The sequence below is a fragment of the Rhizobium sp. NFR07 genome (assembly GCF_900111905.1).
GTDB lineage: Bacteria > Pseudomonadota > Alphaproteobacteria > Rhizobiales > Rhizobiaceae > Neorhizobium.
Window position 1 is genome coordinate 122,345 of sequence record NZ_FOKM01000011.1, and the last position, 15,116, is coordinate 137,460.

Consider the following 15,116-nt stretch of genomic DNA (forward strand, 5'->3'; position numbering starts at 1 on the left):
AATGGCGATGCTACAAATTGAACCGATGTGTCACCGCTGGCCTATCGCCGCGATGCGCCGAAGGGCCGCGACCTGCTGGGTCATGCCGACGTCATAGGCGGGCTCGCCGGGATGGGCATTGTCGACGGCCGGAATGACATAGACATCGCGTTCGGTGCCGATAGCCGTCCGGTCGCGGCCGCTCGTCTTGGCTTTGTAAAGCGCGCGGTCGGCTGCACTCAGCAGAGCATCCAGATCAGCGGCCTTTGCATCGGCAACGGCGATGCCGATGCTGACCGTGACTGCAATGCGGTGCTCTCCAACCAAGATTGGCTGGCGTTTCAGCGTGGTGCGCACGGCCTCCGCGACGCTCGCCGCTTCGATCGTATCGCCCACATGCATGATCGAGGCGAATTCCTCGCCCCCCATGCGGCCGAAGGACCCGCGCCCGCGCTGGGCTGCCGTGCCGATCCGACCGAACGCGACCAGAACCTCGTCACCGGCCTGGTGACCGTAGATATCGTTGATCTGCTTGAACCCGTCGAGATCGAGATGGATCAGGGCGAGCATGCCGCCCGTATGCGAGGTGGAACGCTTGAGCCGGTGAAACTCCTCGATCAGGCCGCGCCGGTTTAGGATGCCGGTCAGAGGGTCGGTGACCGCGAGAAGCTTGAGCTTTGCCTCGGAGCGTTCGTTGATGAGCTTGGCGCCGCTCATGACGGCGGCGACGAAGCAGAGCGCGGCGGTGAACAGCAGCCAGATCGACTTGGTATCGGCCGAAAACGAGCTCGGCTCGCTGACCAGAACGAGTGTTGCGACAAGCACGCTCGAGAGAACCTGGACGCCAATGCAGCCGGCGAAGAGGCGTCGCGTCGAAGAGCGATGGTTTTCACCCCAGAGGATTGCGCCGATCAGAATCAGATAACCGACGGAAGCTGCGCCGTGATAGAGCGCGACACGGTAGGAAAAGGTTTCGCGCACCGGATCGAGGAACATGCCCGCCACCCATATCAGCGCGGGAATGGCGGCAAACGGGTCTAGGCGCCTGTTGTCGAACTGCATCATCCCCACGATCCACAGCCCGATGCCGGCGAGTGCGACGGTATTGGCGATCTCGATCGAGAGGAATTCCGGCAGGCTACCGCGCAGTGCGACCATGCCGACGCCGATGCCGTGAAAGACGAAACCGAAACCCCAGCTCAAATAAAATGGCTGACGCTCGTAAAACCAACGGGACCAGAGGAGCACGCCAAGCGTCGTCGCTTCGGCGGCCCAGATCATGAAACCGGTTACAATATCCACCACAATACTCCCCGCCGAACCCCCGGCTTGACTTGGGTATAGCGATAAAAGCTTAAAGTGTTTTCAACGCTTCACAGTCAGTGAAGGGCGCGATCTGGCGCTATCGCGGCGGGACAAGGGGTTATGTGGATTGCTCTCCCCTTATTCTTTACCGCTGCTTTACCCTAAGCCGGAAATTGGCCGTGGGAACCGCCCGAATGAGATTGAGCCCGCCTCAATTATTCGCAAAGCCGCAGGCTAGGTCTTTGGGTAAGGCTTACGAGTTAAGGATATCGGGTGCTGCGTCTTGAAGTACCGGGCATTGACACTCTATGTAGGGACTGACCCATTCCAATGATTCCGGAGCGCCACGCTGCCTTCGGCAAGGCATTTGACAAAGGACGGACATGACAAATCCAGTTGATACCGCAATGGCCCTGGTGCCGATGGTCGTCGAACAGACCAATCGCGGTGAGCGTTCCTACGACATCTACTCGCGTCTTCTGAAGGAACGCATCATCTTCCTCACCGGTCCGGTGGAAGATCACATGGCGTCGCTCGTCTGCGCACAGCTTCTGTTCCTCGAAGCCGAGAACCCGAAGAAGGAAATCGCCCTCTACATCAATTCGCCGGGTGGCGTCGTCACCGCTGGCATGGCGATCTACGACACGATGCAGTTCATCAAGCCGGCCGTTTCGACGCTCTGCGTCGGTCAGGCAGCCTCGATGGGCTCGCTGCTTCTGGCCGCCGGCGCGAAGGGCATGCGGTTTGCAACGCCGAACGCGCGCATCATGGTTCACCAGCCGTCCGGCGGCTTCCAGGGCCAGGCCTCGGATATCGAGCGTCACGCCCGCGACATCATCAAGATGAAGCGTCGCCTGAACGAGGTTTACGTCAAGCATACCGGCCGCACGCTGGACGAAGTCGAGAAGACCCTCGACCGTGACCATTTCATGACGTCGGACGAAGCCCAGGAATGGGGTGTGATCGACAGGATCCTGACGTCGCGCCTTGAAATGGAAGGCGGCGCGGAAGCGTAGGTGTGCCAAGGGCTTTCGTCGACTGTAACCCCTATGTGAGTGAAAAGGGGTTTCAAGTCGGCAGGAAAGCGCTATTAGTAACTATTAATGCTGTGTTGAACTTTTGTGACATAGCATTCGTCTCTGAGGGGTTTCGTTGCCGCCGGTCCCTATATGGGTCGGTAGAGTACCCCTGAAGCAGGGCAGGCACGTGAGCCGGTCGGTGTCGCGTGCCGGCAGCGGTAGAGTGGACTGCGCCCGTTTCTTTGGACGTGAGCGCAGAGTGCTGGAAGGAAAGTGATATGAGCAAAGTCAGCAGCGGCAACGGCGGCGACTCCAAGAATACGTTGTACTGCTCGTTCTGCGGAAAGAGCCAGCACGAGGTCCGCAAGCTTATCGCGGGCCCGACGGTGTTCATCTGCGATGAATGCGTCGAATTGTGCATGGACATCATTCGCGAAGAGAACAAGACCTCGATGGTCAAGTCCCGCGACGGCGTTCCCACGCCCCAGGACATCATCAAGGTCCTCGACGAATATGTCATCGGCCAGAAACAGGCCAAGCGCATTCTTTCGGTCGCCGTACACAACCATTACAAGCGTCTCGCACATGCCTCCAAGGGCGGCGAAGTCGAGCTTGCGAAGTCGAACATCATGCTGGTCGGCCCGACCGGCTGCGGCAAGACCTATCTTGCCCAGACGCTCGCCCGCATCATCGACGTTCCCTTCACAATGGCTGATGCGACGACGCTTACCGAAGCCGGCTATGTCGGTGAGGATGTCGAGAACATCATCCTGAAGCTCCTGCAGGCCGCCGACTACAATGTCGAACGCGCCCAGCGCGGCATCGTCTATATCGACGAAGTCGACAAGATATCGCGCAAGTCCGACAATCCGTCGATCACGCGCGACGTCTCGGGCGAGGGCGTGCAGCAGGCGCTGCTCAAGATCATGGAAGGCACTGTTGCCTCGGTACCGCCGCAGGGCGGCCGCAAGCATCCGCAGCAGGAATTCCTGCAGGTCGACACGACGAACATCCTGTTCATCTGCGGCGGTGCCTTCGCCGGTCTCGACAAGATCATCTCCGCTCGCGGCGAGAAGACCTCGATCGGCTTCGGCGCCAGCGTCGCAGCTCCGGACGACCGTCGCGTCGGCGAAGTGCTGCGCGAGCTGGAGCCGGAAGACCTGGTCAAGTTCGGCCTGATCCCGGAATTCATCGGTCGTCTGCCGGTTCTGGCGACGCTCGAAGACCTGGATGAGGATGCCCTGATCCAGATCCTGTCGGAGCCCAAGAACGCGCTCGTCAAGCAGTATCAGCGCCTGTTCGAGATGGAAGACGTGGAACTGACCTTCCACGAGGACGCCCTGCGCGAAATCGCCAAGCGTGCGATCATCCGCAAGACCGGCGCCCGCGGCCTTCGCTCGATCATGGAGAAGATCCTGCTCGACACGATGTTCGAACTTCCCGAGATGGAAGGCGTCCGCGAGGTCGTGATCTCCGACGATGTGGTCAAGGGCAATGCACGCCCGCTCTACATCTACGCCGATCGCCAGGACGAGAAGGCCAACGTTTCGGCCTGAGCCCGGCGCGGTCAAGTATAGAGACAAGTTCAGGAGGCCCCACATTGGGGCCTCTTTTTGTTGGTAACTAGCGTTTCAAGCGGCGTTTAAGCAGAATTTCCATCGCAGGCAGTTGCACGATATTCGGCTTGCATTAGACAAGAACGACGAAAATCTTCGATGTTTGGGCTGCTTCGCGTTGGGTGCTCCTGTCGGGCAAACAACTTGCTGTACGTAGTCCCCCTAGTGGGCGTGTTGTATTTGCGTGGGCGCTTTGTAATATCCCTGCCATACTTTCAGTGACAGGGCCTCGTGCAAGGCTTGAAAACGATAAGTGAAAACTCCACCTTGGGCGGGAGTGAAGTGCCTGGGTAATTGCTCAGGCCATCCCGGAAACGGGACGATGGAAAGGAAACAAGATGACAAATTCAACGTCTGCGGCATCCGGCGCTGAGACCTATCCGGTCCTGCCCTTGCGCGACATTGTGGTCTTCCCGCATATGATCGTTCCCCTGTTCGTCGGACGTGAGAAATCCATCCGCGCGCTCGAGGAAGTGATGGGTTCCGACAAGCAGATCATGCTCGTCACACAGATCAATGCGAGCGACGATGATCCGGAGCCGGACGCCATCTACAAGATCGGCACTGTCGCCAACGTCCTGCAGCTCCTGAAGCTGCCTGACGGCACCGTGAAGGTGCTTGTCGAAGGCCGCGCACGCGCCAAGATCGACACCTATACCGACCGCGAGGAATTCTACGAGGCGAAAGCCGGAGTTCTCGATGAGCCGGAAGAGGATGCCGTCGAGGTCGAGGCCCTGTCGCGTTCCGTGGTTTCCGAGTTTGAGAACTATGTGAAGCTCAACAAGAAGATCTCGCCGGAAGTCGTCGGCGCCGCCAGCCAGATCGAGGATTACTCGAAGCTCGCTGATACGGTTGCTTCGCACCTGTCGATCAAGATCACCGAAAAGCAGGAAATGCTGGAAACGGTTTCCGTCAAGCTGCGTCTGGAAAAGGCGCTCGGCTTCATGGAAGGCGAGATCTCTGTCCTGCAGGTCGAAAAGCGCATCCGCTCGCGCGTCAAGCGCCAGATGGAAAAGACCCAGCGCGAATACTACCTGAATGAGCAGATGAAGGCGATCCAGAAGGAGCTCGGCGACGGCGAGGAAGGCCGCGACGAGATGGCCGAACTGGAAGAGCGCATCTCCAAGATCAAGCTCTCCAAGGAGGCCCGCGAAAAGGCGGATGCCGAATTGAAGAAGCTGCGCCAGATGAGCCCGATGTCGGCGGAAGCTACCGTGGTGCGCAACTATCTCGACTGGCTGCTCGGGATTCCGTGGGGCAAGAAGTCCAAGATCAAGGCCGATCTCAACAACGCCGAAAAGATCCTCGAGCAGGATCACTTCGGTCTGGACAAGGTCAAGGAGCGCATCGTCGAGTATCTGGCGGTTCAGGCGCGTGCCACCAAGATCAAGGGCCCGATCCTTTGCCTCGTTGGACCTCCGGGCGTCGGCAAGACCTCGCTCGCCCAGTCGATCGCCAAGGCGACCGGCCGCGAATACGTCCGTATGGCCTTGGGTGGCGTTCGTGATGAAGCCGAAATCCGCGGTCACCGCCGCACTTATATCGGTTCGATGCCAGGCAAGATCATTCAGTCGATGAAGAAGGCGAAGAAGTCCAATCCGCTCTTCCTGCTCGACGAGATCGACAAGATGGGCTCGGATTTTCGTGGTGATCCGTCTTCGGCCCTGCTTGAAGTGCTCGACCCGGCGCAGAACTCGACCTTCATGGACCACTACCTGGAAGTTGAATATGATCTGTCCGACGTGATGTTCATCACCACGGCGAACACGCTCAACATTCCGGGTCCTCTGATGGACCGCATGGAGATCATTCGTATCGCCGGTTACACGGAAGATGAGAAGCGCGAGATCGCCAAGCGTCACCTTCTGCCGAAGGCCATCAAGGAACATGCCCTACAGCCGAACGAATTCTCGGTCACGGACGATGCCCTGATGGCTATCAGCCAGCAGTATACCCGTGAAGCCGGTGTTCGTTCATTCGAGCGCGAGTTGATGAAACTCGCCCGCAAGGCGGTGACCGAGATCATCAAGGGCAAGACGAAGTCGGTTGCCGTCACGGCTGCCAACATTTCGGATTACCTCGGTGTTCCGCGCTTCCGCCACGGTGAAGCCGAGGGCGAGGACCAGGTCGGTGTCGTCACTGGTCTGGCCTGGACCGAAGTTGGCGGCGAACTGTTGACCATTGAAGGTGTCATGATGCCGGGCAAAGGTCGCATGACCGTGACCGGTAACCTGAAGGACGTGATGAAGGAATCGATCTCGGCAGCGGCATCCTATGTCCGTTCGCGCGCTGTCGATTTCGGCATCGAGCCGCCGCGTTTCGACAAGTCGGACATCCACGTCCACGTGCCGGAAGGTGCTACCCCGAAGGACGGTCCGTCCGCCGGTGTCGCCATGGCAACAGCGATCGTCTCGATCATGACAGGCATCCCGGTTTCCAAGGATGTCGCCATGACCGGTGAAATCACGCTGCGTGGTCGCGTCCTGCCGATCGGTGGCCTGAAAGAAAAGCTGCTCGCAGCCCTGCGCGGTGGCATCAAGAAGGTGCTAATCCCGGAAGAAAACGCCAAGGATCTGGCGGAGATTCCGGACAACGTGAAGAACAACATGGAGATCGTCCCCGTGTCGCGCATGGGCGAGGTGATCAAGCATGCTCTGGTGCGTCGTCCGGAACCGATCGAATGGGACGGAACCGTTGAAACGCCGGTCATTGCGACCGTCGAAGGTGCCGAAGACGGGGCGACGACCATCGCTCACTGAGCGTCGCAGCTTCGTCAAAATGAAACGAAATGTGGAGAAAGCCGGCTCAAAGCCGGCTTTTTTTGTGAAAATTGCACGAAGGCCCTTGTTTTTAGGGCTTTTCCAGAGCTTTTGGGTTGCCAAGGTCCGACGCAAAACTATTGTCGGCACCGACCAATTGAGTCGTTCCAAAACCGTTGAAAGGGTGGAAACATGAACAAGACCGAACTGGTATCCGCAGTGGCCGAAAACGCCGGCCTCTCCAAGGCTGATGCCGCCTCTGCAGTCGATGCCGTTTTCGAGACTGTCCAGGCTGAGCTGAAGAAGGGTGGCGACATCCGTCTCGCCGGCTTCGGCAGCTTCTCGGTTTCGCGTCGCGAAGCTTCCAAGGGCCGTAACCCGTCCACGGGCGCGGAAGTCGATATCCCGGCTCGCAACGTGCCGAAGTTCTCGGCCGGCAAGGGCCTGAAGGACGCCGTTAACGGCAAGTAATATTTACCCGGCGGCTCGTCCGCCATGGTTCGAAAGGCCCGGCTCACGCCGGGCCTTTTGCGTTGCCCCTTATGTTGTGGAATGCAACCATGGATAACCGGAATTGTCATGCGGTTGTCATGACACTGGACCAAAAGCCCATCTGTGGTTTCACGGAGGGCTTCCCAATGACATTCTCTATACGCATCGCGCTCACGGCGACGCTTTTGGCTTCGGTCGCCGTTCCGGCCGGCGCCGAACAGGTTTTCAACCGTATCGCTTCATTCCCGGTCGCCAGCAATCTGCCGGCCGATGGCAAGGATAAGCCGACATCGTCGGAAATCATCACGGCGACCAAGGACGGCAATACGCTGATCTATTCCGACGCCCCGGGCGGCACGATCGGATTCATCGACATCACAGACGCCAAGGCCCCGAAGGCCGGCGGTTCGCTTGCCATCGACGGCGAGCCGAATTCGGTTGCAGCGGCAGGTACGAGGGTCCTCGTCACCATTGATGACACCAAGGACCTCACGAAGCCCGCCGGCCGGATCGGCGTGGTCGATATCGCCTCGAAGAAGATGGAAATGACCTGCGATCTCGCCGGTCAGCCTGACTCGGTCGTCGTGGCGCCGGACGGCAGCTTTGCCGCCATCGCCATCGAGAACCAGCGCGACGAAGACCTTAACGACGGCGCCCTGCCGCAGCTTCCCGCCGGCGAACTGCTGATCATGGCGCTCCATGATGGTGTGCCCGCCTGTGAAAGCATCAAGCGCGTCGACGTCACCGGCCTCGCTACCGTCGCGCCTGAAGATCCGGAACCGGAATTCGTCAACATCAACGCCAATGGCGAAATCGCCCTGACGCTGCAGGAAAACAATCACGTCATCATCATCGACTCAAAGAACGCCAAGGTCACCGGCCACTTCACGGCCGGCACGGTCGATCTGGAAGGCGTCGATGCCAAGACCGATAGCTCGATGAATTTCACCGGCAAGCTGACTGCCGTCCCGCGTGAGCCCGACGCCGTCAAGTGGCTCGGGACCGACCGCCTCGTCATCGCCAACGAAGGCGATTACAAGGGCGGTTCGCGCGGCTTCACCATCTTCGATCGCTCCGGCAAGGTTCTCTATGATGCCGGCATGACGCTCGAACACGAGATAGCCCGCCATGGCCATTTCCCGGAGAAGCGCGCCAAGAACAAGGGCATCGAGCCCGAAGGCATGGAAGCCGCGATCTTTAACGGCCAGCAGTATTTCTTCGTGCTCTCCGAACGGGGTTCGATGATCGCGGTCTACAAGGACACCGGCGCCGAGCCTGAACTCGTGCAGCTTCTGCCGTCTGGTGTTTCGCCGGAAGGCGCCGTCGCCATTCCCGGCCGCAACCTGCTCGCCTCCGCCAACGAAGCCGATCTCGGCGAAGACGGCGGTCCCCGCTCGCATGTGATGCTCTACGAACTGGCGGAAGGCGAAAAGGCCTATCCGACGCTCGTTTCCAAGGATGTCGACGGAAAGGTGATCGGTTGGGGCGCGCTGTCGGGCCTCGTCGGTGACGCCGAGAAGGATGGCATTGTCTATGCCGTCAGCGATAGCGTCTACGCCATGCAGCCGTCGATCTTCACCATCGATGCGGCGAAGAAGCCGGCCGAGATCACCAGTGTCCTTCGCGTCACGCGCAACGGCCAGCCGGCCCAGAAGCTCGACATCGAAGGCATCGCGCTCGACGGAAAGGGCGGCTTCTGGCTGGTCTCGGAAGGTGACAGTGCCAAGCTCGTCGGCCACGGCCTCTACAACGTCAATGCCAAGGGCGAGATCAAGACCGAGGTCGGCCTTCCCGCCGAGCTTCTCGCCGGTGAGAGCCGCTACGGCCTAGAAGGCGTGACCGCCGTCGGTTCGGGCGACGAGCTGACGCTGTGGATGGCGATCCAGCGCGAGTGGAAGGACGACCCGAAGGGCCAGGTAAAGCTCCTGTCCTACAAGCCGAAGTCGAAGGAATGGGCAGCCGTCCGCTATCCGCTCGAAAAGGCTGACAAGGGCTGGGTCGGCCTGTCCGAGATCACCGCCAACGGTGATTACCTCTACATCGTCGAGCGCGACAATCTGATTGGCGACGCCGCCAAGCTGAAAAAGCTGTATCGCGTCGCCCTTAAGGATCTGAAGCCTGCCACACTCGGGGGCGAACTGCCTGTCGTCACCAAGGAAGAGGTCCATGACTTTCTCCCCGAGCTGAAGAATGCCACCAACGGCTATGTTCTCGACAAGCTGGAAGGCTTTGCCTTCGACAAGTCCGGAAAGGCCTTCATGGTGACCGACAACGACGGCGTGGACGATAGCTCCGGCGAGACGCTGTTCCTGCCTGTCGAGATGAAGGCCACCAACTGATCGCGGTGTCTTAAGCACGCGCATCAACAGGAAAAGGCCAGGCATTTCCATGCCTGGCCTTTTTTATTGCTCGGTCCTGTCCTAAGTCTTGCGTTCCCGATGTGTTCGCATGAGACGATTCGATGACCGCCTTCCGCTTCATCCATGCCGCAGACTTGCATCTCGGCAGTCCCTTCCAGGGGCTGGCGCTGAAGGATGCGGGCCTTGCTGAGCTGTTCGTCGAAGCAAGCCGCAAGTCCTTTTCCATGCTGATTGACGAGGCCGTGGCGAGAAAGGTCGATTTCTTTATCGTCGCTGGCGACGTTTATGACGGCGACTGGAAAGACAACAAGATCGGGCTGTTCTTCAATCGCGAGATCGCGCGGCTGGAACGCGCCGGCATCCCGGTTTTCCTCTTGAAGGGTAATCATGATGCGGAGAGCGTCATCACCAGGACGATCACACTGCCGAAGAATGTCAGCGAATTTCCAACCAACAAGCCGGGCACGTTCAAGTTGGATCACCTGAAGGTGGCACTGCATGGCCAAGGCTTTGCCGACCGGTCGGCGACCGAAAACCTTTCACTTGCCTATCCGAAGCCGGAGGCCGGCTGGTTCAACATCGGCGTGCTGCACACGTCGCTGACCGGCCGCGAACCGCATGCCACCTACGCACCGTGCTCGCTCGAGGACTTGCGCTCGCGCAGCTATGATTATTGGGCGCTAGGCCATGTCCATGATTTTGAGATCGTCTCGCGAGACCCGCTCGTCGTCTTCCCTGGCAACATTCAGGGCCGCTCGATCCGAGAACAGGGGGCAAAGGGCGCCGTGCTGGTAACGGTGGAGGATGGTCGTGTCAGCCATGAACGCTTGATTACCGACAGTGCCCGCTTTGCCGAGGTGTCGATCGATCTTGCAGCAGAAGAGGGCGTGCCCGCCATTCTCCGTCGGATCGAAGACGCTCTCGATACGATCGTCGAGAACATGGAGGAGCGTCCCTTGGCGCTTCGCGTCCGGCTTGGCGGAAAAAGCCGCTACCGCCGCGAGATCCTCGCGCGGGCAGGGGACTTTCGCGACGAGGTCCAAGCGGCCTGCCATCGCACGCACGCCGATATCTGGCTGGAAAAGCTCGACCTGCGGATGGTGCCGGACCAGGAAACGGTCGCCGATGGTGCTGCGGTGCTCGGCCTCGAAGGCTTGATCTCGATGGATGGCTTCTCTTCCGAAGTCGTCGATGAGGCAAGCACAAGGGTGGCTGAAATCGCAGCGCGCCTGCCGGGCGGGCTCGGCGCCGACGACCTTCCGCTGGGCGCCGATCTCGACACGCTTCTGGCCGAAGCCCGCGACCTTCTTCTGGCTAGAGCCGCGAGGGCCGGCTGAGCATGCGTTTCGAACGACTGGACATTCTTCGCTACGGCGCGCTCACCGACCGCCGCCTGACCTTCCGCCCGGATGCCAGGTTGCATATTGTCTACGGCCCGAACGAGGCCGGCAAATCCTCGGCACTGTCGGCCATCTCGGATCTGCTCTTCGGTTTTCCGGATCGATCGGAATACGGCTTCCTGCATGACAGCGCCTCGCTTCGCGTCGGTGCCCGGCTCGTCACCCGCGATGGACGTGAACTCGAGTTTCGTCGCCGCAAGGGACGCAAGAATACGTTGCTTGCGGATAGCGACGCGGAAAGTGCTCTTTTGGATGATGCGCTGGTGCCATTCCTCGGCACGCTCTCGCGCGATGTCTTCGAGCGTGCATTCGGTCTGAATTCTGGTTCCCTGCGCGACGGCGGCGACATGATGCTGAAAAGCGGCGGCGAGATCGGCAGCCTGCTTTTCTCTGCTGCATCGGGACTCACGGGGCTTTCGGGGCTGCGCAAATCCCTAGAGGCTGAGGCAGACGGTATCTATGCCCAACGCAAGTCCAAGGACCGGCTCTTCTATCAGGCGCTTGATGCGCATGACGAGGCGCGCAGGGCCGAGCGCGAGAGTGAGCTGAAGGCAAGCGACTGGAAAGGGCTGCTGAAGGAGCAGGCCGAGGCAGAAGAAGCGGTAAAGGCCATTCGCATCGAGCGAGAGGCGACGAAACGCGAATTGGAAAGCCTGCGGCAACTGATGCAGCTTGAGCCGGTCCTGGCCGAAATCGATCGCGAGCGCGAGCGTCTTGGAGGTTACGATCATCTAGCAGACCTGCCGGCAGGATTTGCCGGCGAGCTTGCCGACGCGATCGAGCATGCCCGCCAGAATGCCGAGATGCTCCGCACGGCTGACGTCGAGATGGGGCGATTGAAGGACGATCTCGCCGCATTGCATGTCGATGGAGCACTGCTTGCCGCAGCGCCACGCATCATCGCCGCCCATGCCCGCACCGGCGTCTACGTCAATGCCCGCGAGGATATCGCCCGCGTGCGCCACGAAGTGGACGGCTTCGACCAGAAACTTCTGCAGGCCGCCAAGCGGTTGGGTTTCTCCGGCCTTGCCGAACTCGAACGCGCCCAGCCGACCGACGCAGATCTCGTTCGACTGCGGGAGATGGTGGAGGAGGGCACGACGCTTGATCGCAGCCTGAAACAGCAGCGCCAGCGGATCGCGGAGGAGCGTGATGCTCTGCGCCGTCTTAACGCAGATGCGGGGCGCGTGAGGGTTGTCGACCCAAGACCCTGGGCCGACCAGCTTGCGGCGTTGCGGCCGGATATCGCGGCTCTTTCCGAGAAAGAAGCGTTGACGGTCCGGGTCACCCGAGCCGAAACCGATCTCGCGGCCGCTGCCGGTCGCCTCGATCCGCCGGTCAGGGACGTGGAACGTCTCCTGGCGACACCGCTGCCGGACATCGTTACACTGAACAAGCATAAGGGACTTATCGAGGCAGCCAGGGCGGAAAACCGCAATCGGCAGCAGGAGTTGTCGGCGCGTGTCGAGGATGCCGGCAAGTTAGCTTCTCAGCTCGAAACGCTGGAAGCAGAGAGTGGCTTCGTCTCGCGGGCCGATGTCGAAGCGGCGCGAGCCGAACGCGACGCCATTTTCGACCGGATCACCACCGACCCGAACGTCGCTGATATTGAGGCTCTGCGAACAGCCACGGCAAAGACAGACAGGCTATCCGACACCGCGCTTGCAGATGCCGAGCGGGTTTCCCGGCACGCCGAACTGACGTTGCGCCGAAATGATCTCGATCGATCGATCGTCATGTTGGAGAAGCAGGCGAAAGAAGCCGATATCGCGGCAGCCGATGCGCTGACGGAATTCGAGGATCTGTTCGAAGACGTGCCCGTTGCCCCGGCCGCGCCTGACAAGATGATCGAATGGCGCAGGGCGGTCGACGGGCTTGGCGCCCGGCAAGCTGCTCTGGATGAGGTGCGCGATGCTGCCGAAGCTCTTAGGTTGAAAGATGAGGCGCTGAGACCGGCGCTCGCCGCATTGGCTGAAGGTCTTGGCGTCATGGCCGCCGGCATGCCGCCCGCTGCGCTGGCAAGAGATATCGAGCGCCGGATCGAGGAGGCTAGCAGGCTTTGGACCGAGGGGCGCTCGCTGGAACGACTGGGGGCGGCGGCGCAAGAAACGCTCGGGCGGCTCGAGGAGACCGAAGCGGATCTGGTGGGCAGGATCAAGCTTTGGCGAATGAATTTCGCCTCGTCAGCAAGTGCGGTCGGATTGCCGGAGCATGCCACGACGGAGATGGCGCTCGCCAGCCTCGACGTCTGGCGCCTGATTCCGGATCTTCTCTCGGAACGGGAGAACCGCAATCGCCGAGTGCGGGGCATGGCGCGTGATATGGAAGAGTTCGAGACGGCCGTGGAGGCGCTCTGCAAGGAGGTTTCCGTCGATCTCGCTGCGCTGCCCGCGGATGTCGCCGTTGGAATGCTGAACACCAGGGCTGCGGACGCGCGCACGTCGGATAGCCAGCGGCAGGTCCTGGTGGCGACCCTGGAACGGGTGGAGCTTTCCCACTCAAGGGCCGCTTCGGATGCCACGAGTATTGGAGAGCTGCTCGCTTCCCTGGCTGATCGTGTCGGCCGCAGTCAGGCGGAACTAGCCACCGTGATGGAAGAACTGACGGCACGGGCGGAGGCGCAGCGTGACCTTCGCCAATCCCGTGCCCGCTTCGCTGATCAGGCAGATGGCTTGCAGGAAGAGCAGGTTCGTCTCGCGCTTGACGGCTTCGATCGCGTCGCAACCAGCGTCAGGATCGAGGAACTCGCCGCAGAAGAGGAGCGGCAGATCGAGAGACTGCGCGCCCTCGGCGTAGCTCAAGCGGATGTCGAGCGTCGCCGCTCGGCACTCGAAACGGGAATCGGCGCCGAAAGGGCAGTCTTCCACAGACGGGCCGCTGAAGAGGATGCGCGTGAACTGGGCCGGCGCTGGGTCGTGCTCAAGCTCGCAAGTGCGCTACTTGCAGGATCGATGGAGAGCTATCGCGAGCGTCAGGCCGATCCGGTGATGAAGCAGGCAGGCCACATCTTTTCACAACTGACCGGCGGCCGGTTTGCCCGGCTCCTGCAAATCTACGACGACAATGACGAATTGCAGCTGGCTGTCGAGCGTCGCACCGGCGAGCAGGTGCCGTTGGGCGGCCTGAGCGAGGGGACAGGCGATCAGCTCTATCTGGCCCTACGCCTGGCATTCCTCGAAGATTATTGTGCACGCAACGAACCGGCGCCTCTGGTGCTCGACGACATCTTCCAGACATTTGACGACGAACGAACGGCCGCTGGCCTGCGCACGCTCGCAGGCGGCGAAGCCATGTCGCAGACAATCCTCTTCACCCACCAGACGAGCCTTGTCGAGACGGCGCGGCGAGAGCTTGGGGAGACTTTCGACTTAGTCCGGTTGGATGGCTTGTCCTGACGTCTTGTCGGGGAATGATAAGCAGCCAAGCCTGGCGCTGACGATAGTCGCGCGCATCAGCATTCCTTCGCTCTTTGGGCGGGGAGACATGCAGGTCGTCGAGGATGAAAGCGGGACGATCAGCAGGTTGAAACGCTTCTCGTCGTCTCTCTCCCGCTCAAAGACGATCCGGTAATTTTCCAGCAGCGAGGAGAAATTTCTTCGCGCTGCAATCCGCTCCTCGATGTAACGGCGGCTATCGGGCGAGAGCGCCAGGCCGAAGCGATCGATCGAATCAAGCGCAAGGCGAAGAAGATTGTCGTCCTGCGATGGGTCGAGCAGGCTGAGCTTGATCCGGAAGCTGCGAAACGAATCAGGGGAAAGTCCCCTTGCCTGGACAAAAAGAACCGCCGGCTCCGGCGTTGAACCCAATTCCTGGGAAAGAATGCACTCCCATTCGTTCCCGGACGCCTGGAATGACGGTGCAGCATCGCCGCCTACACCCAGTTGACGGCATCGGTCATAGGCGGCTTGGCTCGGGGATCGGATAAGCCGCACCAGTTCTTCAGCATGCTTTGCCACGAGCCGGGCTGGGAACGCTGCAGTAGGGCCAAGTCGACGAGTGCGCTTTGGAGCCACGCTGGCAGGTGGTTGAACCATGATCAAATACTCATCGAGCCCAAGCCACTCGACAAGGCGAGAATAATTTCGACCGTGATTGACCGAAAGAACCGTCCCGGCCAGAAGGAAAATTGCCAAGGCCATAAGCGCTCCGAATATTCGAAACGCTCGTCGCCGACGCCGCAGGCGCA

Annotated in this window: 9 protein-coding genes; 7 read left to right on the forward strand and 2 right to left on the reverse strand. The window is 60.5% G+C overall.

The features are described from left to right. Window positions 1-30 precede the first annotated feature (30 nt). Window positions 31-1,281 (reverse strand): GGDEF domain-containing protein, encoded by a 1,251-nt coding sequence (locus BM216_RS22030; protein ID WP_093001369.1) that lies wholly within the window; start codon window positions 1,279-1,281, stop codon window positions 31-33. A 386-nt stretch (window positions 1,282-1,667) separates the two neighbouring features. On the opposite strand from BM216_RS22030, the gene clpP reads away from it, so the two are divergent. The 7 genes from clpP (at window position 1,668) to BM216_RS22065 (ending at window position 14,325) form a co-directional block, all read left to right on the forward strand. Beyond that, on the forward strand, window positions 1,668-2,300 hold the full coding sequence (gene clpP, locus BM216_RS22035) for an ATP-dependent Clp endopeptidase proteolytic subunit ClpP (protein ID WP_093001370.1): 633 nt from the start codon (window positions 1,668-1,670) through the stop codon (window positions 2,298-2,300). A 281-nt stretch (window positions 2,301-2,581) separates the two neighbouring features. Further along, window positions 2,582-3,859: an ATP-dependent Clp protease ATP-binding subunit ClpX gene (clpX, locus tag BM216_RS22040; protein ID WP_093001371.1), complete on the forward strand. Its 1,278-nt coding sequence runs from the start codon at window positions 2,582-2,584 to the stop codon at window positions 3,857-3,859. Window positions 3,860-4,257: 398 nt separating this feature from the next. Continuing rightward, the gene (gene lon, locus BM216_RS22045; protein ID WP_093001372.1) at window positions 4,258-6,678 is read left to right on the forward strand and encodes an endopeptidase La; all 2,421 of its coding nucleotides are present in this window, start codon (window positions 4,258-4,260) and stop codon (window positions 6,676-6,678) included. Between the two features lie 192 nt (window positions 6,679-6,870). Continuing rightward, complete coding sequence (gene hupB, locus BM216_RS22050) at window positions 6,871-7,149, forward strand: DNA-binding protein HupB (RefSeq protein WP_093001373.1); 279 nt, start codon at window positions 6,871-6,873, stop codon at window positions 7,147-7,149. 167 nt (window positions 7,150-7,316) lie between these two features. Beyond that, complete coding sequence (locus tag BM216_RS22055; RefSeq protein WP_093001374.1) at window positions 7,317-9,509, forward strand: esterase-like activity of phytase family protein; 2,193 nt, start codon at window positions 7,317-7,319, stop codon at window positions 9,507-9,509. Window positions 9,510-9,631: 122 nt separating this feature from the next. After that, window positions 9,632-10,867 (forward strand): metallophosphoesterase family protein, encoded by a 1,236-nt coding sequence (locus tag BM216_RS22060; protein ID WP_093001375.1) that lies wholly within the window; start codon window positions 9,632-9,634, stop codon window positions 10,865-10,867. Window positions 10,868-10,869: 2 nt separating this feature from the next. Beyond that, complete coding sequence (locus BM216_RS22065; RefSeq protein WP_093001376.1) at window positions 10,870-14,325, forward strand: YhaN family protein; 3,456 nt, start codon at window positions 10,870-10,872, stop codon at window positions 14,323-14,325. On the opposite strand, the gene BM216_RS33595 is transcribed toward BM216_RS22065, so the two are convergent. Next, window positions 14,299-15,069: a DUF6030 family protein gene (locus tag BM216_RS33595; protein ID WP_143102821.1), complete on the reverse strand. Its 771-nt coding sequence runs from the start codon at window positions 15,067-15,069 to the stop codon at window positions 14,299-14,301. The two genes, BM216_RS22065 and BM216_RS33595, sit on opposite strands and share 27 nt — an antisense overlap. Between the last annotated feature and the right edge of the window lie 47 nt (window positions 15,070-15,116).